Here is a 21677-nt window from a genome sequence, read left to right as displayed (position 1 = left end):
ACGGCGACGGATGGCTTCTCTGGCATCGTTACTTCCCTTCCGTGACGGTGGTGGACGTACGGCCCGAGCCGGCATGGGAGCCGAGGGTGGGTGCCGGGCCTGGATCTGGGAGGGCCCCTGCCTCGAGGAAGGCACGATAGAGGCCCATGCGGTCCTCGATGACGTCAGCCAGTCGCTTGATGGCCTCGCGGATCATCTCGGGCGTCTCATAGCTGAAGCAGATGCGCATGCTCGACTTGCCGCGCCCGTCCGGGTAGCAGTTGCTTCCTGGCACGTATGCGACACCGTGCTCCAGGGCGACGGACATCATCTGGTCCGTGTCGAAGTAGGGCGGCAGCGTCACGAACACGAACAGGCCGCCCTCGGGGTGCGTCCAGGTGACCTCGGGCGGGAAGAGCTCGTTCAGGGCATCGAGCATGGCGTCTCGGCGAACGCGATAGGCGACCTTGCTCTTCTCGAGCGTGGCATGCCAGTCGGTGTCATTGAAGTAGTGCTCGGCCATGACCTGGTCGAAGGGGCTGGTACAGAGGTCAGCGCCCTGCTTGGAGAGGTTCATCTTGGCCAGGAAGTGACGCGGTGCCACGCACCACGCCAGGCGCAGGCCCGGCGCGAAGATCTTCGAGGTCGTACCAAGATAGATGACCGAGGGGTCCATGGACCTCATGCAAGGGACGTCCTCGCCCTCGTAGCGGAGGAGCCCGTAGGGGTCGTCCTCGACCACGGGGATCTCATACTCATGCGAGAGCTCGATGAGGCGGCGCCTGCGGTCGAGCGACATCGTGACACCGGCCGGGTTCTGGAAGTTGGGGATGGTGTAGATGAACTTGGCGCCCTGGTGTCCCAGCTCGGCGAGACGCTCCTCGAGCAGGTCCATGCGCATGCCGTGGTCGTCCATGTCGACGCAGACCACGTTGGGTTGGTAGGCCGAGAAGGCCTGGAGCGCACCGAGGTAGCTCGGTCCCTCCACGATGATGGTGTCGCCAGGGTTGATGAAGACCCTGCCCAGGAAGTCGAGCGCCTGCTGGGAACCCGAGGTGAGGATCATGTCGTCGGGCTCCACATGGATGTCACGCTCGACGAGCATGTCACAGACCACGCGACGCATCTCGACACGACCGTCAGACCCACCATATTGCAGCGCCTTCAGGCCCTCCTCGGTGATGCAGCGCTTCGCGCACTCGGCCACCTCGTCGAGCGGCAGCGCCGAGATGTTGGGCATGCCGCCGGAGAGCCCGATCACCCCAGGTCGGGAGACAGCCGCGAACAGGTCGCGGACGGCGCTCCTGCGAAGGTGATCCATGCGCTCGGCATAGAGCGGCTCCCACTCGTCGAAGGTTATGCGGCTGCTTGCCATTGGCGTCTGCTCCCCATACGTCCTCGTGCTGTGGCCAGGTCAAAAATCACTCCCCCCAGTATCGCGCAACATCACCCAGGTGGGTACACTGAGGCCGAACGTATCCATAAGCGCGACGTTTGTACCGCTGGAGAGACCATGACGACCACTTCTGGCACCACATCCACCACCCACGACACGGGCCTCACGGACCTGCTCGCACGCTTCGATGACCTGCAGCTGCACCTCTATGCCCACAACTACGCCCTCATCGACGTGATGTTCAACGGCGAGACGATCGACCCGCCCAAGGGTGCGGCCGGGCGCGGCGAGGCCATGGCCGTCCTCGAGCAGGAGGCCAACGAGCGCCTCTGCTCGCACGAGACGGCAGGGCTGCTCGACGAGCTCTCGGCGCATGCCGACGAGCTCGACCCCACCCACGCCGCCGAGCTCCGCGTCCTCTCACGCGACCGGGCGCTCCAGGCCAACGTGCCACCCGAGGTGCAGGCTGCCCATACGCGCCTGCTCTGCGAGGCCAACACCTGCTGGCACAAGGCCAAGCTCGCGAGCGACTGGGCGAGCTTCGAACCCTACCTCGACCGGATCGTGGCCTCCATGCGCACGATCGCCGGCTACCGCGACGCGACAGCGGACCCCTACGACGTCTGGCTGGACGAGTTCGAGCACGGGACCTCGCGCGCCTTCTACGACCGGTTCTTCGACGAGGTCCGTGCCTGCGTGGTGCCGCTCGTGGCCGCCGTGGGCGCCGCCGGCTGGCAGCCGAGCCGCGCATGCGTGGACGGCAGGTTCGACGAGACGGCCCAGTGGGAGCTCGCCCATGACCTCATGGCACTCGAGGGCATCGACCTGGACGCCATCGTGCTCGGGCGCACCGAGCACCCCTTCACCGACTCGGTCTCGAGCCAGCATGCCTTCATCGCGAGCCACGTCTATCCCGACGACGTGACGAGCAACGTCTTCTCGATGCTCCACGAGGGCGGGCATGCCCTCTACGAGCAGGGCGTGGACCCGGCCTTCGACTACACCTGCCTCAAGGGCGGCACCTCGATGGCCATGCACGAGTCGCAGTCCCGCTTCTTCGAGAACTACGTGGGCCGCTCGGAGGCCTTCGCCCCCGTGCTCCTGGACGCGATCGCGCGGCGGTTCCCTGACCAGATGGCCGGCGTGGACCCGCACGACCTCTACCTCGCCGTGAACCGGGCCGAGCCCTCGCTCATCCGCACCGAGGCCGACGAGCTCACCTATCCCCTGCATGTGATGGTGCGCTACGAGATCGAGCAGATGCTCTTCTCGGGTGAGGCGACGGCAGCCGACGTCCCGGGGCTCTGGGCCGAGAAGTACCGGGGGTACCTGGGCATCGAGGTCCCCGACGCGCGGCACGGGGCGCTGCAGGACTCGCACTGGGCCAACGGGCAGATCGGTTACTTCCCCACGTATGCCCTGGGCAGCGCCTACGGCGCGCAGTTCCTCGACACCATGCGCGCGGACGGCATGGACTTCGATGCCATCTGCGCGAGCGGCGACCTCGCGCCCGTGCGCACCTGGCTCCATGACAACGTCTGGCAGTTCGGTCGCGCGAAGGACCCCGACCAGATCATGGCCGACGCGACCGGCGGCCCGGTGGACGTGAGCCACCTCACGAGCTACCTCACGAAGAAGTTCTCGGCAATCTACCAGCTGTAGACGCCGCCCTCCCCTCGCGGGGAGGGTCTGCTACTTCGCGCCCTTCGACCCGCCGAGGCTCGCAGAGTCGAGGATGTTCGTGTCAAAGGTGAAGGTGAGGTTCTTCTCGATGCGAGACCTCTTGAGCGCGAGCTGCACCAGGCGGTCGAGGAGGTCGGGATAGGGAATGCCCACCGGCTCCCAGAGGTAGAAGGCCAAGGAGCCCGGGATGGTGTTGATCTCGTTGAAGTAGAGGGCATCGGTGTCGGCATCGACCAGGAAGTCGATGCGTGCGACGCCGTTGCACCCGAGCGCCTGGAACGACCTGACGGCGATCTGCCTGACCTCTTCCCTCCGCTCGGCTGACAGCTCGGCAGGGATCTTGCGGGAGACGCTCGCCATCCCCTTGGAGCCGCTCCCCTTCGCGTTGCTCACGTACTTGTCCTCGTAGCTGAGGATGTCCTCGGTGTGGAGGGGCTCCTCGCACTCGGAGGCGACGGCCTCCTCGTCGTCGCCGAGGACCGCACAGTTGATCTCGCGCAGGTTCAGGATCGCATGCTCGACGATGATCCTCGTCGCATACAGGAACGCGTCATCCACCGCCGAGAGGAGCTCGGTACGGCTCTTCGCGACGCTGATCCCGACGCTCGAGCCGAGGTCGACGGGCTTCACGATGACGGGATAGCCGAGCGTCCCCTCGACCTTCGCGACGAGCCCGTCGATGTCGGCATAGTCCGCGACACCGAACTGCTCGGCGTCGAGCACCGGGATGCCAGCCTGCTTGAGCACCGTCTTCGAGAGGTACTTGTCCATGCCGAGCGCCGAGGCCATGACGTCACAGCCCGCAAAGGGGACGCCGAGGGTCTTGAGGTAGCCCTGGAACGCGCCGTCCTCCATGTTCGTGCCATGCACGACCGGGAGCACGACGTCTATGCAGGTGGTCTCGGTCTTCCCGAAGCGCTTGGGCGGATACGAGACGAGCTGGGCCTGGCCGGCGTCCTCCATGAGCAGGACCCTCTGCGAGCGTGCGAGGAGGGCGTCGATGTCCTTGTAGGACTCCATCTTGCCGATCGAGTCGCCTATATAGAGCTCGTTGCCCTTGGTGATGTAGACGGGGATCGCATCATACTTCGTGGCATCGATGGCAAGGAAGGCCTGGATGCCCGAGATGACGGACACCTCGTGCTCGACGCTCTTCCCACCGAACATCACGGCGACTCTTGGCTTCATCAGGTTCTCCCTAGTAGTTGTCTGGAAGGTCGTTCTCGAGGAGGATGTACTTGTGCTCCTCGGTGCCGATGCCATAGGCGTAGGCAAGGCCCTCCTCGAGCCTATCGCATACGATACACTTCTCCTCGGGGAACCCCTCGGCGAGCAGCCCCTCCCGGATGGGCACGGCGCGGGTGCGTCCGACGAGCACGACATAGTCGCAGCAGCTCGCCGCGTACGTCCCGAACTTGCGGTTGTACTCCGCCTCCTCATCGCCCAGCTCGACCATGCCAGGCGTGACGAGGACCCTCGTCCCATGGAACAGCGCGAGCGTCTCGACGGCCGCCTTCGAGCCGACGGGGTTCGAGTTGTACGCGTCGTCGATGATGGTGACCTGGCCATGGTCGCGCATCTGCATGCGATGCTCGGCCGGCTGCAGCCTACGGGCGGGAACCAGGAGGTCCCTCAGGGGGATGCCGAGCTTGTTCGCGACCGCGATCGCACCTACGACGTTGATGACGTTATGCGCACCGATCAGCCTGATCCGGAAGCGCTCCGACTCGCCGTCGGGTGCCGTGACCGTGAACTCCGTCCCCGTCTCCGACACGGACACGTCCGAGGCACGGTAGCCGTCGCCGTCACCGTCGGCATAGTAGAAGACGACGTTGTCATAACCAGGCGCCTTCTGCTGGATGTACTCGTTGTCGCCGTTCAGGAAGAGCAGCCCGCCAGCGGGAAGGGCATCGCCGAGCTCGAACTTCGTGCTCTTGATGTTCTCGATCGTATGGAACGTCTCGAGGTGCTGGGGGCCGATCGAGGTGATCACGCCCCAGTCGGGATGGACGATGTCGCAGATCTCCTTGATCTCGCCCACGCAGCGGGCTCCCATCTCGCAGATGAAGAGCTCGTCGGTAGGCTTGAGCTGGCCACGGATCGTCTTCACGACGCCCATGGGGGTGTTGTAGCTCTCGGGGGTCACCAGGACGTTGAAGCGGTCCTGCAGGAGCGTCTGGAGGTAGAACTTCACGCTCGTCTTCCCGTAGCTGCCCGTGACGCCCAGGACCTTGAGACCTGGAACCTCAGCGAGCTTGCGCTTCGCGTCGTTGATGTAGTGGCGGTTGATGCCTGCCTCCACCGGATGGTTGACCAGGTTCACGAGCAGGCACATGAGCAGCTGGGCCGAGACGAGCATCATGATGGCACCCGACAGGGGCGACAGTCCGGCGAGGAGCCCGACGAGAAGGACGACGAGGCCGCAGATGACGAGGTCGGTCGCGACCATCCTCCTCACACGAGGCGTATAGGCCAGGAGGATCTTGGTGTTGAGGTGCTTCATCGCCCGGTAGACCAGGATGACCAGCACGAGCACCACGCACTCGACGACATCGAGGGCGACCGAGGGCAGGAGCACCCTGACGAGGCCGAGCACGAAGCCGACCATGAGGAGCCACTGGTGGGTGAAGGTCCCCCTGAGCCACCGCAGATGGGTCGTGTTCACATACCCGTTGAGCTGGAGCATGTGCATGTTGTAGCGCATGGCGAGATAGTAAGCCGGGACCGCGAGGGCCGCGACCAGCAGGGTACTAATGAGCATCGTCGGCACCAACCTTGAGAAACTCCCTCAGGACACATGCGAACCGCGTCGGTTGCTCGAGGAACGAGAAGTGGCCGGCACCCTCGAGCACGACCAGGCCCGCACCGGGGATCCCCTGCTCCATGAGCTTGGCATCGCCGATGGGCGTCGCCGTGTCGAGGTCCCCCCAGACGAGGAGCACGTCCTGCCCGACCTTGGGGAACAGGTCGCGAAGGTCCTCGTTGACCGCCAGGACGAGGCAGCGCCGCATGATGGGCGAGGCGTTGCGGTAGTCCTCAGATCCCTGGTGCTGACGCCAGTCATCGATCAGCTCGGGGAAGAGCGCATAGACGACCTTGTTGCTGGCGACCCCCTTCAGGGCCTTGTACCTCTTGACCCTCATGCGCTGCGAGAAGGACTTCTCGGGCACGATCCCCGCACTGTCGATGAGGACGATGTCGCGGATGGTGAACGGGAGGTCCTCCCGCGCGGCCAGCTTGATGATGACGCGTCCGCCATAGGAATGGCCGATCAGCGTCGCCTCACGGATGTCGAGTGCCGCCATGAACTTGCAGAAGAAGTCGGCATATGCGTCGACGTCCCAAGGCTCCCTCGGCTCGTCGCTCTTGCCGAAGCCCGGAAGGTCGAGCTGGACGAACCGATAGTCGGAATCGATGGCACTCGCGACCGAGTCGTACACCTCGAGGGTGGTGCCCCATCCTTGCAACATGACAGCCGTTCTCGGCCCGTCTCCGGATACCTTGTAGTTGACAGAGTATCCATCGATGTTGATATTCATGCAGACTGCCTCGTCTTTGACATCGATCGATTACTTGCAGGGCGCATCGGGCGGCAGACACGCTCTCTGCGACAACCAGCCACGCGCACCTCCCATAAGATTACACTACCTTCCCCGGCCGGGCCGACTCTACAAGGAATGAGTACGACACGGGGGTGGCCGGAACGTCCCGACCACCCCCGTGACATGCGACATGCCTTCGGCTGGTGCCTAGAGAACGGCCTTGCCCGCAGCGACGGCCTCGTCGGAGGCCTCGTCGTCGGCCTCGAGCATCCTGGCCTTCCTGTCGACCTCCATCATCGAGATGTCATCGTCATAGACCTTCTTGCCCGTCGGATGCTCGGCGCGCCAGAGCTCGTCGGCCTTGGGCTTCCAGGCCTTGGCATAGGGGGCGGTGCGCTCGCAGAGGTGGTCGACGCTCTCGGGGCTCGTGTACTCCGTCGAGGTCGCGCCAGCCTCGTGCACGATCTGGGGCAGGATCTCGGGGTTCTCGAGCATGGGGCAGGGCCGCAGCATGTTGTCGTTCCAGGGCCAGTGCTTGCGATAGGCCTGGAAGATCGGTTGCTGCAGGCACTCCACCAGCGACTTGTCATGGATGTTGGCGTTCGAGTAGTGAATGAAGACGCAGGGCTCGACGTCGCCGCGGGCGTTGATGTGGCAGAAGACACGGCCGCCGGCGATGCAACCGCCCACGAACTCGCCGTCATTCTGGAAGTCCATGCACATGACCGGCTTGCCGCCCTCGAAGTCACGAAGCTCGCGGATGCGGTGCAGCATGTACTCACGTTGCTCGGGGGTGCACATGAGGTCGGCGTTGGCGCCCTCGCCTACGGGCATGTAGTGGAAGTACCAGGCCCAGTCGGCGCCCTTCTCGTACAGGAGGTCGAAGTACTCGTCCGAGGTGACGTCCTTGTAGTTGTCACGCGTGTAGGCCGTGGAGGTGCCGAAGGGGATCCCGTTCTCGTGGAGCAGGTCCATCGCGGCCATGACCTTGTCGAAGCAGCCGTCGCCACGACGGCCGTCGTTGGCCTTCTCGAAGCCCTCGAGCGAGATCGAGAAGACGAGGTTGCCCACACGCTTGCAGTCGTCACAGAAGTCCTGGTCGATGAGGGTGCCGTTGGTGAAGAGGCCGAAGATGCAGTCCTCGTGCCTCTCGGCAAGCCTGACGACGTCGCGCTTGCGGACCATCGGTTCTCCGCCGGTCATCATATAGAAGTGGCAGCCGAGCTCCGAGCCCTCGGTCACGATCTTGTCCATGTCCTCGAACGAGAGGTTGAGGCGGTTGCCATAGTCGGCCGCCCAGCAGCCCTTGCAGTGCATGTTGCAGGCGCTCGTAGGGTCGAAGATGATGATCCAGGGTACGTTGCACTGGTACTTCTCGGCGCTCTGGGTGGTGGTGCGCAGCCCTCGGAAGGCTGCCTCGTAGGCACCGTCCAGCACGGACGTCTTGAGTACGTGCGGGTCGGTCTGGTCGACGATGCGCAGGAGCTCCTTCTCCCACTTGGAGCCAGGGTAGAAGGCCTTTCGCAACGTGTTGCCCATGTCAGGCGCCGTGGCCGAGAGGAGCTTCTGGCCCATGTCGAGGAACCGCTCGAGCTTCTCCTCGCGGTCCTTCCCCGGCTTGGCATCGATGACCTGGTCGATGATGGCACCGAACGCCTTGCGCTCGGCTGCGTGCGTGATGGAAGAAAGCATGTGAGGACCCCTCTGGACGAAGATCGGAATCGCGTGGAACCGACCGTGCTGGGGGAGGGAGTCACCGAGACCTTTTTGAACTGCGTTCGATTTTAGCAGTCTCACATGAAAAGGAAATCCCCGGACGAGAATGGCCTCTCGTCCGGGGATGTCCTGTCGAAGCGTCCTCTCAAGGACGCGGCTACTCGCTTGAACCCGACTCCGTGCCGCCGCCGTTGCCGCCGTTGCCGCCGTTCCCACCGTTGCCGGCAGCTCCACCGTTGCCGCCCTTGCCGTGGCCACGGCCACCGCGATGGCGCCGCTTGCGCTTGGGGGCATCGGTCGCGGAGCCGGCATCGGCCGCCGGCGTCTGGCCTGCGGCCTGTGCCTGTCCCCCATGGTCACCAGGGCGACGCGTGCGCTTGGCACCCTGCTTGGCCGCAGCCTGCTGCATGCCCTCGCCCGAGGTCCCCTCTCCTGCCGCATGGTGCCGGCGCCTGCTCGCGTGCTGACCCTGGCCCTGCTGCTGGGATGAGCCATTGGCCTGGGAGCCCTGCTGCGTGCCGGCCCCGTTACCGTTGCCCTGGCCGGAGCCGGAGCCCTTGCGACGCCTGCGGCGCGGCTTGGACGACGCGTCCGAAGACCTCTCGCCCGAGCCGTTGCCAGAGCCCGATTCGCCCTTGCCGCGACCGTTGCCGCCCTGCTGGCCGCCCTTGCCGCGACCGTGCCTTCCCTTGCCGCCACGCTCGACGAAGATGTCCGACTCGTCGTACTTCTCCTCGGGGATGATGCCGTTTGCACGGTCGAGGTCAGCGAGTGCCATCTGGACGTCGCTCGACTCGAGGGCGTCGAGCGCCTCGCGCGTCACCGTGTCAGGACGGCAGGGGCACCCGAGCTCCTCGCTCTTCTTGTGGGCCGCCTCTGAGGCCTCCATGCCCGAGAGGGGCACGCGCACCTGCTTGCCGTTCTCGAGGCGAAGGGCCAGCTGCTCCTTGGGCGTGTCGTACTCGATGATCTTGGCCTTGCCGAGCGGCGTCTTGATCACGGCGTTCTTCTTGGGAGCGCGGCCCTTGAAGTCGCGGTAGGCCTCGAACTCGTAGCGCAGGCAGCACATGAGCCTGCCGCAGGCGCCCGAGATCTTGGTGGAGTTGAGCGGCAGGTCCTGCTCCTTGGCCATGCGGATGGAGACGGGGTCGAACCCGCAGCCGAAGCGTGCGCAGCACAGCTCCTGGCCACAGTGGCCGAAGCCACCGACCAGCCCGGCCTCCTCGCGCACGCCGATCTGACGCATGTCCACGCGCTCGTGCAGCTCGCGCGAGAGGTCGCGCACGAGCTGACGGAAGTCGACGCGCTCCTCGGCCGCGAAGTAGCAGACGACCTTGCTGCCGTCGAAGAGGTACTCCACGCCCACCGGCTTCATGTCGAGGCCCGAGGCCTCCACGAGCCTACGGAAGATGGGGAGCCCCTCGTCACCACGGTCGGCCAGCGACTCGGCCAGCTCGAGGTCCTCGTCGGTGGCGACGCGCAGGACCGGCTTCAGGGCCGCACCCGAGGTCTTGTCGCGAAGCTGCTCGGGCGTGACCTCGACGGGGGCACCCGTGGCAAGGCCGATCTCGGTCCCACGGTCGGTGGAGCAGATGACGTGGTCGGCCTGGGTGGCCCCGCTCTCGGCCGGGTCGAACCAGAGGTCACGGGTCGCGTACTTGAACTTTACCGGGATGATGACGGGCATGAGAGTGCCTCCTTGATGGAACACAGCATGACCTCCATGGTCAGCTGAGGCGATACGTTGTGTGCGAGGTCATCCGAGGCTGACGTGCAGGCCTCGAGGGCTCGCAGCACACCCTCGGGGCGGGCAGTGGCGGCAAGGCGGTCCTCGACGTCTGACATGTCGCCGTTGACGATGGTGCCACCCGTGCCCTCGAGCTGCATGAGGACGTCCCTCAGCAGCGACTCCGCAGCTGTGATGGCCTCCATCATACCCGAACGCTCGCGGGCGGAGAGCTCGCGCTTGTTGCGTTGCTCACGGGCCTTCATGGCCTTGGGCGAAAGGAACTCCGAGTCGGCCTCGAGCGCCTCGGCCTGGCGGGTGCGCACGTCATCGAGCGGCACCTTGGCTGCCTCCACGATCCCACGCGCGGCGACGAGCACGTCCCAGAGGTCGCACGAGGACAGGTCAGAGAGGGCCCGCACGACGAGCCTCCGAACATCCCTGCGCGACGACGACGAGAGGAACCCGCAAGCCGCCTCGGGGGTGCCCGCGACGTCGAGGGCGATGCGGGCGCGCATCCCCTCCTCGCCGCACCTCCTGGCCACCATGCCACTTGCCAGGTCAGGGGACACGACCCTGAAGGGGACGACCTGGCAGCGGGAGACGATGGTGGGGAGCATGGCATCCACCGACCGCGAGATGAGGATGAACACGACTCCCTCAGGAGGTTCCTCGATAGTCTTGAGCAGGGCATTTGCAGGAGCGCCCTTGAGCAGCTCGGCACGGTCGAGGATATAGACCTTGGCCTTGGCACGCACGGGCGTGAGCGAGACGTCGTCCACGAGGGCGCGCACCTGATCGATCATGTAACCCACGACGCTCTCGGGTTGGAGCACATGGACGTCGGGATGCGTGCCGTGCGAGACGCGGATGCACTCGTCACATGACCCGCATCCGCCCGTGGGACACACCAGGCATTTGGCGAGCGCGGTCGCGGCAGCCATCTGCCCGCTGCCTGGGGCACCCACGAAGAGGTAGGCATGGGAGACGCGCCGTTCCCTCACGGCATCGGCGAGGAAGCCGCTCACGCGAGGCTGTCCCTCGATCTTCTCGAGGACGACGGGTTCAGGTGCCATGGTAGGGGATGGCTCATCGGGCATCTGCGGGCTCACCCCCATCGGAAGCGGAGAGGGAGGGGATGAGGTCCGCAAGCACGGCGTCGATCCGTGCGGCGACGTCATCGACCGTGCCGGCGGCATCGACCACCCGCATCCGGGTGGGCTCGCGCCTCGAGGATGCGCGGAAGCCCTCACGGACGCGGCGCTGGAAGGCGAGGCCCTCGCCCTCCAGGCGGTCCTTGCCGTCGACCGTCGCACGAGAGAAGGCCTCGGCGGGGTCGAGGTCGAGCACGAGGGTGCGGGTCGGGCATGTCCCGCAGGAACCGAGACGATTGGCTTGCTCGACCACCTCGGGGGAAAGCCCTCGGGCCGCCCCTTGGTAGGCCGTGGTCGAGTCATAGAACCGGTCGCAGACGACCACGGCTCCCCGTGCGAGTGCCGGCTCGATGACCTCACGAACCAGCTGCGCGCGGGCGGCCTCATAGAGGAGGAGCTCGCATTCGTCGCTCATCTCGGCGTTGGCCGGGTCGAGCAGGAGGCACCTGACCTTCTCGGAGATGGGCGTGCCTCCTGGCTCCCTCAGCGAGACGACGTCGAGTCCTGCGCTCGTCAGTCGGTCGACCAGCAGCTTGGCCTGCGTCGACTTCCCACAGCCATCGATGCCCTCGAGCGAGACGAAGGCACCCGTCATGGTCTTTGCTGGCATGCGCATGGTCTCCTCGGGTCGCGCTTGGACGTGACCCATGACTCTAACAGGTCGGGATGATGGGAGCATGAGGGGAGAGGCTCAGCGTGAGCGCCCGCGCAGACGGACCACGAGGCCGAGGCAGGCCACGGCCACGGCCGCTATGCCGACCCCCAGGAGCACGCCGAACTCGACGGCATCTCCGGTCTTCACGAGCTGCTGCGTGTCGGAGACGGGGACCACGGTGGCTGCCTGCGTGGCCGCCTCGGGGGTCGTAGGGGTCGTGGGGCTTGAGGGACTCGTCACCACAGGCTGGGCATAGGTGATGGTCCAGCCGGGGTCATGGACCTTGTCGCCCTGCTCGTCGTAGGTGAAGATGTAGCCCGTGGCACTGTTGCCATACACATAGAACTTGATGGTGTAGACCGTGTCGTCATAGGTGTAGCCGTCGGCATCGGCAGGTGTCACCTGGCGGGCGGTGTACGTATAGACGGAATCGGCTGAGGGCTCGTTCACCTGGAAGTTGACTACGACGGTGTCCGTGCCCGTCATCGTGAAGGTGTAAGTGCCGTTGGAGGCGCCCTCCGGCAGAGGTGCGTCGGCGGAGTCGGCCGTGATCTCATAGGTGAAGGTGTCGGCCACGCCCTTGGTGTCAGAGACGAAGTCCTGTGTGAAGGTGAGGTCACCCGCCACCAGGGTCTGGGCCGATGCGGGGCTGGGCACGGCCAGGAGGACGCAGACGCACGCAAGGACGATGGCGAGGGCTCGTGCCGCCACGACGACCATCCTCTGATGCCTCACCTGCGCCATCGCCCTACCTCCTGGAGTCCATTCATACCTATGACAACTATATCAACTGAGTTACAGCAAGGCCAGCCCCCGCCATGGGAACCGGCGAACGGCCCCATTGGGCAGCCCCGCGTACCTCGTCACCGCTCGCCTCGCTCGAGGCCCGCTCGTCATTCCTTGTCGGAAGGGACCTTCTTGGCAGCCTTCTTGGTGGTCGTCTTCTTGGTGGTCGTCTTCTTGGCAGGCTTCTTGGTTGCCTTCTTGGCAGTTGCCTTCTTGGTCGACTTCTTGGCAGTGGGCTTCTTGGCGGCGCCACGACCCCCACGGCCTCGCGGACCGGCAGCCTTCTTCTCCTTGCCAGGGCAGTCCATGTTGACGCAGATGCGCCAAGGGCCGCGGGCGGTGATGACCTCCACGATGGGGGCGCCACAGTCAGGGCAGGTCTCTCCCGTGGCATGGAGCTCGCCTCGCTGCGGCAGCGGATAGCTCGTGCCACACTCATCGTAGTTGGTGCATCGGATGAAGCGCTTGCCGGTGCGCTCCGACTTGTGGGCCACGAGGTCGCCGTGCTTGCCGGCGGCCTTGCAGGCGGCACACTCCCCCACCAGCACGTCGGGCTCCTGGTTGGTGGGACAGGCCGGGTTCACGCAGCACTCGTAGGGCTTGCTGCGGAAGGGGCTCACCTTGACGCGAGGGGCGCCACAGTCGGGGCAGACGCCGGCCTCGCCCTCGATGGGGCTGATGCGCCCGTTGGGGACGGGATAGGTGACGTCGCAGTCGGGCCAACCCATGCAGCCGATGAAGCTCGAACGGTTCTTGGCCGAGTGCTTCATCACAAGGTCGCGGCCGCACTTGGGGCAGACGCCGACCTTGGCGTCGGCCGTGACGGCATCCGAGATGGCCTCGCCGAGGTCGTCCTTGTGGTCGATGAGGTCATCGAGCATGCCGGCGAGAAGGGCGCGCGAGTGGTCGACGACGGCATCCTGCGTGTCCGTGCCCTCGGCCACCTTGGTCATGTCGGCCTCGAGCTCGCTCGTCATGTCGGGGGTCGTGATGTGGGGCGCATAGGAGTGGAGCGCCTCGATGACGGCCATGCCGAGCTTGCTGGGCTCGATAGGATCGTTCTTGAGGTACTTCACGGTATAGAGGCGCTCGATGATGCTCGCGCGCGTGGACTTGGTGCCGAGGCCGGCCTTCTCCATCTCCTGGATGAGCCTGCCTTGGCTGTAGCGTGCAGGCGGCTCGGTCTGCTTGGCGTCGAGGGACATCTTGGACACGTCCACGGCATCACCCGCCGCGAGGGCCGGGAGCTGCTCGTCACGCTTGAGCCCGAATGGATAGATGGCACGGAACCCTGCATCCGCCAGCACGTCCCCTGAGGTCTGGAGCGGCTCGCCGCCGCAGTCGAACTCGACCTTGGTGCCCTCGATCGTGGCAGGTCCCATGAGGGTGGCGAGGAAGCGCCGCGCGATGAGGTTGTAGAGCTTCCATGCGGCAGGCTCGAGCTTGTCTGGATCGGCGGCCGCCGTGGGATGGATGGGCGGGTGGTCGGTGGTCTCCTGCTTGCCGCGGGTCGGTACGAGCGCGTCCTGGGCAAGGAGGCCACGGCAGACGGAGGCGTACTGCGGGACGGCCGAGAGCGCCTTCACGGTACCGCGCAGGTCGAGGCTCTTGGGGTACACGGTGTTGTCGACACGCGGGTACGAGATGAGTCCGTCCATGTAGAGGGACTCGGCGAGGCGCATCGTGCGAGCGGGGCTCAGGCCCTCGCCGGCAGCCGTGGTCTGGAGCGTCGTCGTGTTGAAGGGCACAGGCGGCCGCTGAGTGCGGCTGCGCGTGGTCACGTTGGTCACCATGGCCGAGGTCCTGCCCTCGATGTGCGAGAAGGCAAGGTCAGCCGCGGGCTTCTCCCAGAAGCGAGCCGTGGCATGCGTGAGCTTGAAGTCCTCCCCAGCGTGGGAACCCATGCCGGAGATGACCCAGTAGTCCTTGGGGTCGAAGGCGTCCCGCTCCTTCTCGCGAGCCACCACGAGGGCCAGGGTCGGCGTCTGGACGCGGCCGGCCGAGCGCACGTTGCCGAAGCCACCGAACTTGGCCATCGTGAGGTACCGCGTGAGGGCGGCACCCCAGATGAGGTCGATGTACTGACGTGACTCGCCGGCATCGGCCAGGTCCTGGTCGAGGTCGACGAGGTTCTCGAAGGCATGGTCGATCTCGCCCTTCGTGAGTGCCGAGTAGCGCGCACGCGAGACGGGCACGTCAGGTGCCACCTCGCGCATCTGAGCCAGGGCGTCCGAGCCGATGAGCTCGCCCTCACGGTCGAAGTCGGTACCGATCACGATGGAGTCGGCCTTCTTGGCGAGGTTCTTGAGGGCACGGATGATGCCCTTCTCGGCCGGCTCCTTCTGGATGGGGGCCCAGACGAGGTACGGCAGGCTCGAGACCTTCCAGCCCTTGATGTCCACACCGTCCTCGAGGAACGGCTTCTTCTTCTTGAACGGGGGACGCGGCAGGTCGTCGGGGATGCGGGCAGGCAGGACCTCGCCGTCCTCGGTGAGGCCGAACCAGCCGTCCTTGGCGGTATAGCGGAGCTCGGGCGGGAAGTCCGGGGCCAGGATGTGGCCGCGCAGGCCGATCGTCACCCATTCCTCGCCGTCATGGTCGAAGCGGTAGACCGACGTGTCATAGACCTTGTCCGTCTTCGGCCTGCCGACGTCGCACAGGAGCTGCGCGATCTTCTGGGCCGCATTGTTCTTCTCGGTGACGACGAGCTTCAAGAGGTACTCCTCACATCTGGCGCGGGCCTATGACCGGCGCCTGGGTCAGTTCTTGGTGGTCGAGAGACCGGTGGGGTCGTCATCGTCCACGTCGTCCTTCTCCATCTCGTGCTGGTCATAGTCGTCGCGGGTCCACTTGAGGGCCTCCTTGCCGTCACGTCCCACGATGACGGAACGGGCGACGGCCAGGGATATCTCGTAGAGGGAGATGAGGGCGGCGAACATGAAGAACATGGTGACCGGGCTGGCATCGGGCGTGACGACGGCCGAGAGGACCAGCAGCCCCACGTAGATGTAGCGCCAGTTACCACGGAGGTCGCGATAGGGCACGATGTGGAAGATGGCCAGGTAGAAGACCACAAGCGGCAGCTGGAAGGCCAATCCGAAGCCAATCTCGAGCATCATCATGATGCTGAGGTAGTCCTCGGCGTTGGGGGTGACCGTGGCGAAGGCCGCGGACTCCCCGATCATCCAGCCGAAGGCGGCCTGCAGGATCACGAAGTAGCAGAAGATCATGCCAAGGAAGAAGAGGGCCACCATCGCGGCGACGGTCGGCACGACCCACTTGCGCTCGCTCTCGGTGAAGGCCGGGAGGAAGAAGGCCATGACCTCCCAGATGATGATCGGCGAGCAGACGATCATGCCGAAGAAGATGGCGACCTTGAAGCGGATGGTGAAGCCGCCGAGGGCCGAGAGCACCGTGAGTTGGCCGTCATCGGGCAGGAACTGGCGAATGGGGTCCATGAGGACCTCGATGAGCGCGGGCGTGGCCATGTAGATGATGACGGCGGCCACGAGGAGCGCGACGACGACGATGGTGAGACGCCGGCGGAGCTCACCGAGGTGGTCGAGCAGGGGCATACGAGCTGGTCCGATGGGCATGGTGGTGTGGGGACGGGAGGCCATGCGGCCTTACGCGTCCTCGTCCTCCTTCCCAGGGTCGGTTGTGGGAGCCGCATCTGCGGCGGAACCGACGTCCGCGTCAGAATCGGCATCGTCTGCAGGCGTCGCGGGCGCATCGTCCGCGGCATCGACGTCGGGGTCGGACGCAGGGGCGGGCTCGGGGACGTCATCGAGGCCATAGAGGGCGGCCGCGCTTCGACGACGCTCGTCAGCGGCCCTCTCGGCCTCCTCGGCCTCTGCCTTGGCCCTCTCCTCGGCCTCCGCTGCCTCCTTGGCCGCGGTGGTCTGGTCGTCGGTCATGGCATCGGCATCGTCGACATCTGCCGCGACAGCCGACGCGGAAGTCGTGTCTGCGGCATCGTCTGGGCTCACGGGCTCATCGGCCTTGGTGGCCTTGTCGCCACGCTCGGCCTCGAGGCGGGCACGCCGCTCGGCGAACGTCTCCGACGGATGGTCCCGCGGCGCGGGGGCGTCGTCGTCATCGCCGCCGACGACCTTGGCGACCTTGCTGTCGGGGTCGTTCGAGGCGGAGTTCATGGGGTCGATGACCTCGGTCTGGACGACCTTGGTGAAGCCCTCCTGCGCGGTCCTGAACTGACGCAGCATCCGCCCGATCGTGCGTCCCATGGCCGGGAGCTTGTCCGGACCGAAGAGCAGGAACGCAAAGACCAGGATGAGGGCGAGCTCGGTCTCTCCGATGCCGAACACGCTAGTCTCCCTCTATGACGTTGAGGTCGTCAGCCACACCCAGGAGCCCGAGCACTCGGCTCACGTTCGCCTGCGGATGCATGACGGCGAGGCTGCCACCGAGCTCGGTGGCGCGATGGGCCGTCCCCACGAGCACGCCGATACCGGTGGAGTCGATGTAGGGCACATCGGACATGTCGACCTCGAGGCGCATGTCCTTGCCCAGCGCCTTGTCGAGCGCGTCGCGCAGGATGGAGGCATTGGAGACGTCCACCTCACCGGTGACGGCGAGTCGCGTCACGCTGCCTGTGGTGGTGGGTGCTATGGAAAGGTCCATGGTGTTCCTCTCTTGACCTAGAGCGTGGTTCCAGATGCGCTGGCAAGGGCGTCCGAGAGGCTCGTGCCATAGGAGCTCGAGCCGCTCGTGGTCGCATCGGACGAGGTGCCTGTGCTGCTCGACGTGGACGCCGTCTCGGCGGACGAGATGTAGGACAGGTACTGCTCCGCATAGGTCTTCACGCCGTACTTGTCGTCGGGGTCGTTGTCGATGCCCTTCTGGAAGGCTGCCTTGGCATCGTCCGTGCGATTGTCTGCATAGTAGATCATGCCGAGGTTGGCCCAGGCACTCGCGAAGGTCGGGTCCTGCTGGGTGTAGGACTCCAGCGCCGAGATGGCGCCGTCGGTATCACCCGAGTAGTACTGGCACAGGGCACGGTCCACATGGGCCGAGCCCGAGTCGTTCAGGGCGAGGTAACGGTCGTAGTACCCCTCGGCCTTGGTGAACAGGTCGTTCACGTGGGTCTTCTCGTCATCGGTCGTGGCATAGGACAGGGCGTTGTAGCCCCAGGCGAAGTAGTCGTTGGCCACGTTGATGAGCGTCGCGAGGTTGTTGGGGTCGCCGTCGAGCTTGGACTCCAGGGTCGAGACGGTGGACGAGTACTCGCTGTCGACATAGGAGACCGAGGCGGTGGTGGCCTCCGTGGTGGCCGCGGTGTCGGAGTCCGTGGTGGCATCGGTGGTAGCGGAGGTCTCGGCCGTGGTCGCGCTGCTCGAGCTCGACGAGCTCGTGAAGATCTGCGAGAGGGACGGCAGCATCATGGACATGACCATGATGACGGCGAAGACCACCACGAGGATCTCGATGAGGTGCTTCTTGCGGTCCTTCTTGGACTTGGCCTCGTCGGCCTTGCGCGCGGCCTCGGCAGCCTTGGCCCTCGACTGGGTGGCCTGCTTGTTGGTCTTGTGACCCTTGTTAGCCTTCTTGGACTTCGATGACATCGACCGAGAACCTTTCCTTGAGCCGGTACCGGGTGGGCCTTGGACCCTCCCGACGGTGGGGAGACGGTCTGAGACTAGACCAGACCGACGTCGCGTCCCAACAATGGTACCCATTCTACATAGAGAACGCCCAGCCGGAACCGTCCGGGTGCCGCTACGACGGAGGCAGAGGCGCCGGAACCTACCCCCTGGCAGCGAGGGCGAGGCGAGCCGAGACGAGCTTGACGGCCACCACGAGGACGTCGAGCGCCTGCGAGAGGTCGGCGGTCGACGGATAGGTGGGGGCGATACGGATGTTGGAGTCGTGCGGGTCCTTCCCATAGGGCCAGGTGGCACCGGCCCCGGTGAGTTTCACACCGAGCTCGGCCATGAGGGCCACGATGGCCTTCGCCGAGCCCTCGGGTCCCTCGAAGGAGACGAAGTAGCCGCCGCGCGGATGCGTCCAGCTGGCGCAACCCAGGCTGCCCAGGCCCTCGGTGAGCTTGCGCTCGACGAGGTCGAAGCGGGGACGCAGGATGGCGGCCTGCTCGGCCATGTGTGCGCGCACGGCATCGGCATCGGGCAGGTAGCGCACATGCATGAGCTGGTCCAGCTTGTCAGGGCACACGCGCTGGATGGAGAAGGACGCCCGGAGGTCGGCCATGTCGGCGGCGCTCGCCGCCACGCATGCGATGCCCGACCCAGGGAAGGTCACCTTAGAGGTCGAGGCGAACTCATAGGCCAGGTCCGAGGTCCCGGCCGCGGCGATGGCCGAGAAGAGCTCGAGGAGCTCGTCGCCCGGCTGCTCGAGGTCGTGGACCACATAGGCGTTGTCCCAGAAGATGCGGAAGTCGGGGGCGGCAGGCCTGAGCGAGGCGAACCGACGCACGACCTCGTCGGAATAGGTGATGCCCGTGGGGTTCTCGTACTTGGGGACGCACCAGATGCCCTTGACGGAGGGGTCGCCCTCGACCAGACGGCAGACCTCGTCCATGTCAGGGCCGTCCGAGCCCATCGCCACCGGCACGTTCTCGATGCCGAAGCTCGCCGTCACCGAGAAATGGCGGTCATACCCGGGGCTCGGGCACAGGAAGCGCACCGACCCCTGCTCGCTCCAGGGACGTTCCCCCTGAACGCCGTGGACCCAGGCGTGGCAGACGACGTCATACATGATGGAGAGGCTCGACGACCCGGTCACCGAGACGTTCGCGGCATCGACGCCGAGGATCTCGGCCATGAGGCGTCGCGCGGCAGGGAGCCCGTCAGGCGTCCCATAGTTGCCGGCGTCGACCCCCTCGTCCACGAGCTCGCTCGAGGAGCCGAGGCAGTCGAGCATGGGCTTCGAGAGGGCCACCTGCTCGGGACTGGGCTTGCCGCGGGCCATGTCGAGCGAGAGGTCGAGGCCACGGAGGCGGTTCGCCTCTTCCTCGAGCGTGGCCACCTCATGACGTAGCGCGTCCGTGTCGAGTCCCTCGTATGCGTCTGGCATGTCTCCCCCTTGCGTCCCAGTCCGTACCACCATGAGGAGGAGTATAGACGCAATCGTGAGCCAGCCTGCTACCATGGGCCGAGACGAAACCCGACCCGCAAGGACGCCACATGTCACATGCCGACAGAGCACATGCAACACCGGACGAGGGCGAGAAGCCCAAGCGTGGCCCCATCAACACGAAGGCAGAGGCCTACGGAGAGCTCCAGCACGTCGTCGATGCCCTCTTCGAACGAGGTGCCCAGGCGGACCGGCTCGACCTGGTGCTTCTCGCCGAGGCGAACGACCTCGACGAGGACCTCCTGCAGATCGTGGAGCTGCTCCCGCCTGGACGCTACACGCGCGGCCGGATGTGCGACCAGCTCAACTCGGCGCTCACGGCCCATGGATGGGGCCAGACCTACGGCACGGTGAGCTAGCGCGCCCGGTTCTCGCGACGCAGGGCACGCTTGCTCTTATGGCGCCGCACCGTGCCCGAGCGCTTGTCGGACAGGTCCTCTGCGACGGTGATGAACAGGCAGCCGACCACACCCGAGGCCACCGACCCCGCAAGGATGGCGCACTTGGCCACGAGGACCTCGGAGGGATCGGTGAAGGCGAGGCCCGCGATGAGAATCGACATCGTGAAGCCGAGCCCGCCCATGATGCCCATGCCTATGACCTGCAGCCAGTTGACCCCCTTGGGGAGCTTGGCGAAGCCGACCTTCACCAGGACCCAGGTCACCGAGATGATGCCGATGGGCTTGCCCAGGAAGGCGCCAAGGAAGACCCCCTGCCCCACCGGGTCGGCCACGAGCGCCCCGAGGTCGACGCCCACCAGGCGCACCTGTGCGTTCACGAAGGCGAAGAGCGGCAGGATGAGGAAGTTCACCGGGACCGAGATCATGTTCTCCACGCGCTGGAGGGGCGGCGTCACGTGGTGCATGACACGCTCCACGCTCTCGGCCTCCTGCGTGAAGCGGTGCTGGCCCAGCACGTGGGTGTCCTCGTCGTACTCGTCGTCGAGGCTGCGCGCCCGCTCGCCGAGCCAGCCCTTGAGGCTCCCGAGCTTGATGTCGGAACGAGCCGGCAGGAACAGCGCCAGCACCACACCGGCAAGGGTGGCATGGATCCCCGAGTTGAACATGCAGAACCACAGCACGAGGCCGACCGCAAGGTAGGCACGGGCCTGATAGACGTGTGCCTTGTTGAGCAGTGCCAGCACCACGACCACGCCGAGGGAGGCCGCGAGCCACGCGATGTTGGGCGTCTCGCCGTAGAACACGGCGATGACCACGATGGCGAGGATGTCGTCGGCGATGGCGAGGGTCGAGAAGAACACCTTGGTCGCAGGCGCCACGCGGTCACCGAGGAGGCTCATGACGCCGAGGGCGAAGGCGATGTCGGTGGCCATGGGGACGGCCCAGCCGTGCGTGGCCCCACCCTGGTTCACGAGCACGTATATGAGCGACGGGACCACGACGCCACCCACGGCGGCGAGCATCGGCAGGGCCGCCTGGCGGGGGCGCCTGAGCTGTCCCACCGTCATCTCGTACTTGAGTTCGATGCCTACGAGCAGGAAGAAGATGGCCATGAGGAAGTCGTTCACGAACTCCTCGAAGGTCATGCTCCCCACGAGGTCTCCCACCCCTAGGGTCAGCGGTGTCGAAAGGGCCTCATGGACCACCTCGTAGGCGGAGGAGTTGGCCACGATGATGGCCAGTATCGCCGCGAAGACCATGACGGCAGCCGCGACCGTCCCGTTGGAGGTGAGCCTCTGCCAGGCAGGACGTCGGGCCACGCGACGGGCGACCGTGGGCACCGATATGATCGGTGAGACCGTTGACCTCGTCGTTTGCTGCTCGGTCTTCTGGGGCATCGCATTCCTTCCCGCCGCGTCGGTCCCAGGGCACCGGACCGGTCGCGGCAGAGTGAGCTTGTAGACGTACAACAGGCTGAATTGTACCTTGCCCTTCCGATCGCACGGTGCCGTCCGGGCCCGGTAGCATCC

The 21677-nt window shown here is 65.8% G+C and carries 18 protein-coding genes; 2 read left to right on the top strand and 16 right to left on the bottom strand.

Going from position 1 to position 21677, the window contains the following annotated elements:
* Positions 1 to 28: 28 nt before the first annotated feature.
* Entirely contained in the window at positions 29 to 1354 is a 1326-nt protein-coding gene (locus LKE50_03850) for a PLP-dependent aminotransferase family protein (protein ID MCH3967745.1), read from the bottom strand.
* Positions 1355 to 1492: 138 nt separating this feature from the next.
* On the opposite strand from LKE50_03850, the gene LKE50_03845 reads away from it, so the two are divergent.
* On the top strand, positions 1493 to 3037 hold the full coding sequence (locus LKE50_03845; GenBank protein MCH3967744.1) for a carboxypeptidase M32: 1545 nt from the start codon (positions 1493 to 1495) through the stop codon (positions 3035 to 3037).
* Between the two features lie 30 nt (positions 3038 to 3067).
* Here the strand turns inward: LKE50_03845 and LKE50_03840 are convergent, their stop codons facing one another.
* The 14 genes from LKE50_03840 to LKE50_03775 form a co-directional block, all read right to left on the bottom strand.
* Positions 3068 to 4246 (bottom strand): D-alanine--D-alanine ligase, encoded by a 1179-nt coding sequence (locus tag LKE50_03840; protein MCH3967743.1) that lies wholly within the window; start codon positions 4244 to 4246, stop codon positions 3068 to 3070.
* Positions 4247 to 4256: 10 nt separating this feature from the next.
* Positions 4257 to 5819, bottom strand: coding sequence for a UDP-N-acetylmuramoyl-tripeptide--D-alanyl-D-alanine ligase (locus tag LKE50_03835; GenBank protein MCH3967742.1), 1563 nt, complete (start codon positions 5817 to 5819; stop codon positions 4257 to 4259).
* Positions 5809 to 6597 carry an alpha/beta hydrolase gene (locus LKE50_03830; GenBank protein MCH3967741.1) on the bottom strand — a complete coding sequence of 263 codons (789 nt, stop codon included), beginning with the start codon at positions 6595 to 6597 and terminating at the stop codon, positions 5809 to 5811. The genes LKE50_03835 and LKE50_03830 overlap by 11 nt, the downstream gene beginning before the upstream one ends.
* Before the next feature lie 210 nt (positions 6598 to 6807).
* Entirely contained in the window at positions 6808 to 8292 is a 1485-nt protein-coding gene (locus LKE50_03825) for a radical SAM protein (GenBank protein ID MCH3967740.1), read from the bottom strand.
* A 181-nt stretch (positions 8293 to 8473) separates the two neighbouring features.
* Positions 8474 to 10003 carry a hypothetical protein gene (locus LKE50_03820; protein ID MCH3967739.1) on the bottom strand — a complete coding sequence of 510 codons (1530 nt, stop codon included), beginning with the start codon at positions 10001 to 10003 and terminating at the stop codon, positions 8474 to 8476.
* A complete protein-coding gene (locus LKE50_03815; protein ID MCH3967738.1) occupies positions 9982 to 11118 on the bottom strand; it encodes a DNA polymerase III subunit in 1137 nt (378 codons plus the stop codon). Before LKE50_03815 ends, LKE50_03820 begins: the two co-directional genes overlap by 22 nt.
* Positions 11119 to 11131: 13 nt before the next feature.
* Positions 11132 to 11806: a dTMP kinase gene (tmk, locus tag LKE50_03810; GenBank protein MCH3967737.1), complete on the bottom strand. Its 675-nt coding sequence runs from the start codon at positions 11804 to 11806 to the stop codon at positions 11132 to 11134.
* 81 nt (positions 11807 to 11887) lie between these two features.
* Positions 11888 to 12595: a hypothetical protein gene (locus LKE50_03805; GenBank protein ID MCH3967736.1), complete on the bottom strand. Its 708-nt coding sequence runs from the start codon at positions 12593 to 12595 to the stop codon at positions 11888 to 11890.
* A 149-nt stretch (positions 12596 to 12744) separates the two neighbouring features.
* Positions 12745 to 15351, bottom strand: coding sequence for a DNA topoisomerase I (locus tag LKE50_03800; GenBank protein ID MCH3967735.1), 2607 nt, complete (start codon positions 15349 to 15351; stop codon positions 12745 to 12747).
* Between the two features lie 45 nt (positions 15352 to 15396).
* Positions 15397 to 16233, bottom strand: coding sequence for a twin-arginine translocase subunit TatC (gene tatC, locus LKE50_03795; GenBank protein ID MCH3967734.1), 837 nt, complete (start codon positions 16231 to 16233; stop codon positions 15397 to 15399).
* Positions 16234 to 16263: 30 nt separating this feature from the next.
* Complete coding sequence (locus tag LKE50_03790) at positions 16264 to 16962, bottom strand: twin-arginine translocase TatA/TatE family subunit (GenBank protein MCH3967733.1); 699 nt, start codon at positions 16960 to 16962, stop codon at positions 16264 to 16266.
* Position 16963: 1 nt separating this feature from the next.
* Complete coding sequence (locus LKE50_03785) at positions 16964 to 17278, bottom strand: STAS domain-containing protein (GenBank protein MCH3967732.1); 315 nt, start codon at positions 17276 to 17278, stop codon at positions 16964 to 16966.
* A gap of 17 nt (positions 17279 to 17295) precedes the next feature.
* The gene (locus tag LKE50_03780; protein ID MCH3967731.1) at positions 17296 to 18219 is read right to left on the bottom strand and encodes a tetratricopeptide repeat protein; all 924 of its coding nucleotides are present in this window, start codon (positions 18217 to 18219) and stop codon (positions 17296 to 17298) included.
* A gap of 181 nt (positions 18220 to 18400) precedes the next feature.
* The gene (locus tag LKE50_03775) at positions 18401 to 19687 is read right to left on the bottom strand and encodes an aminotransferase class I/II-fold pyridoxal phosphate-dependent enzyme (protein ID MCH3967730.1); all 1287 of its coding nucleotides are present in this window, start codon (positions 19685 to 19687) and stop codon (positions 18401 to 18403) included.
* Between the two features lie 110 nt (positions 19688 to 19797).
* On the opposite strand from LKE50_03775, the gene LKE50_03770 reads away from it, so the two are divergent.
* The gene (locus LKE50_03770) at positions 19798 to 20106 is read left to right on the top strand and encodes a hypothetical protein (protein ID MCH3967729.1); all 309 of its coding nucleotides are present in this window, start codon (positions 19798 to 19800) and stop codon (positions 20104 to 20106) included.
* On the opposite strand, the gene nhaA is transcribed toward LKE50_03770, so the two are convergent.
* On the bottom strand, positions 20103 to 21545 hold the full coding sequence (gene nhaA, locus LKE50_03765; protein MCH3967728.1) for a Na+/H+ antiporter NhaA: 1443 nt from the start codon (positions 21543 to 21545) through the stop codon (positions 20103 to 20105). The two genes, LKE50_03770 and nhaA, sit on opposite strands and share 4 nt — an antisense overlap.
* Positions 21546 to 21677 lie beyond the last annotated feature (132 nt).

It is taken from the genome of Atopobiaceae bacterium (genome assembly GCA_022483015.1).
In the GTDB taxonomy this organism is placed as follows: domain Bacteria; phylum Actinomycetota; class Coriobacteriia; order Coriobacteriales; family Atopobiaceae; genus JALCUE01.
The sequence above is the reverse complement of the archived record's forward strand: the minus strand, read 5'-3'. Positions and strand labels throughout refer to the sequence as shown.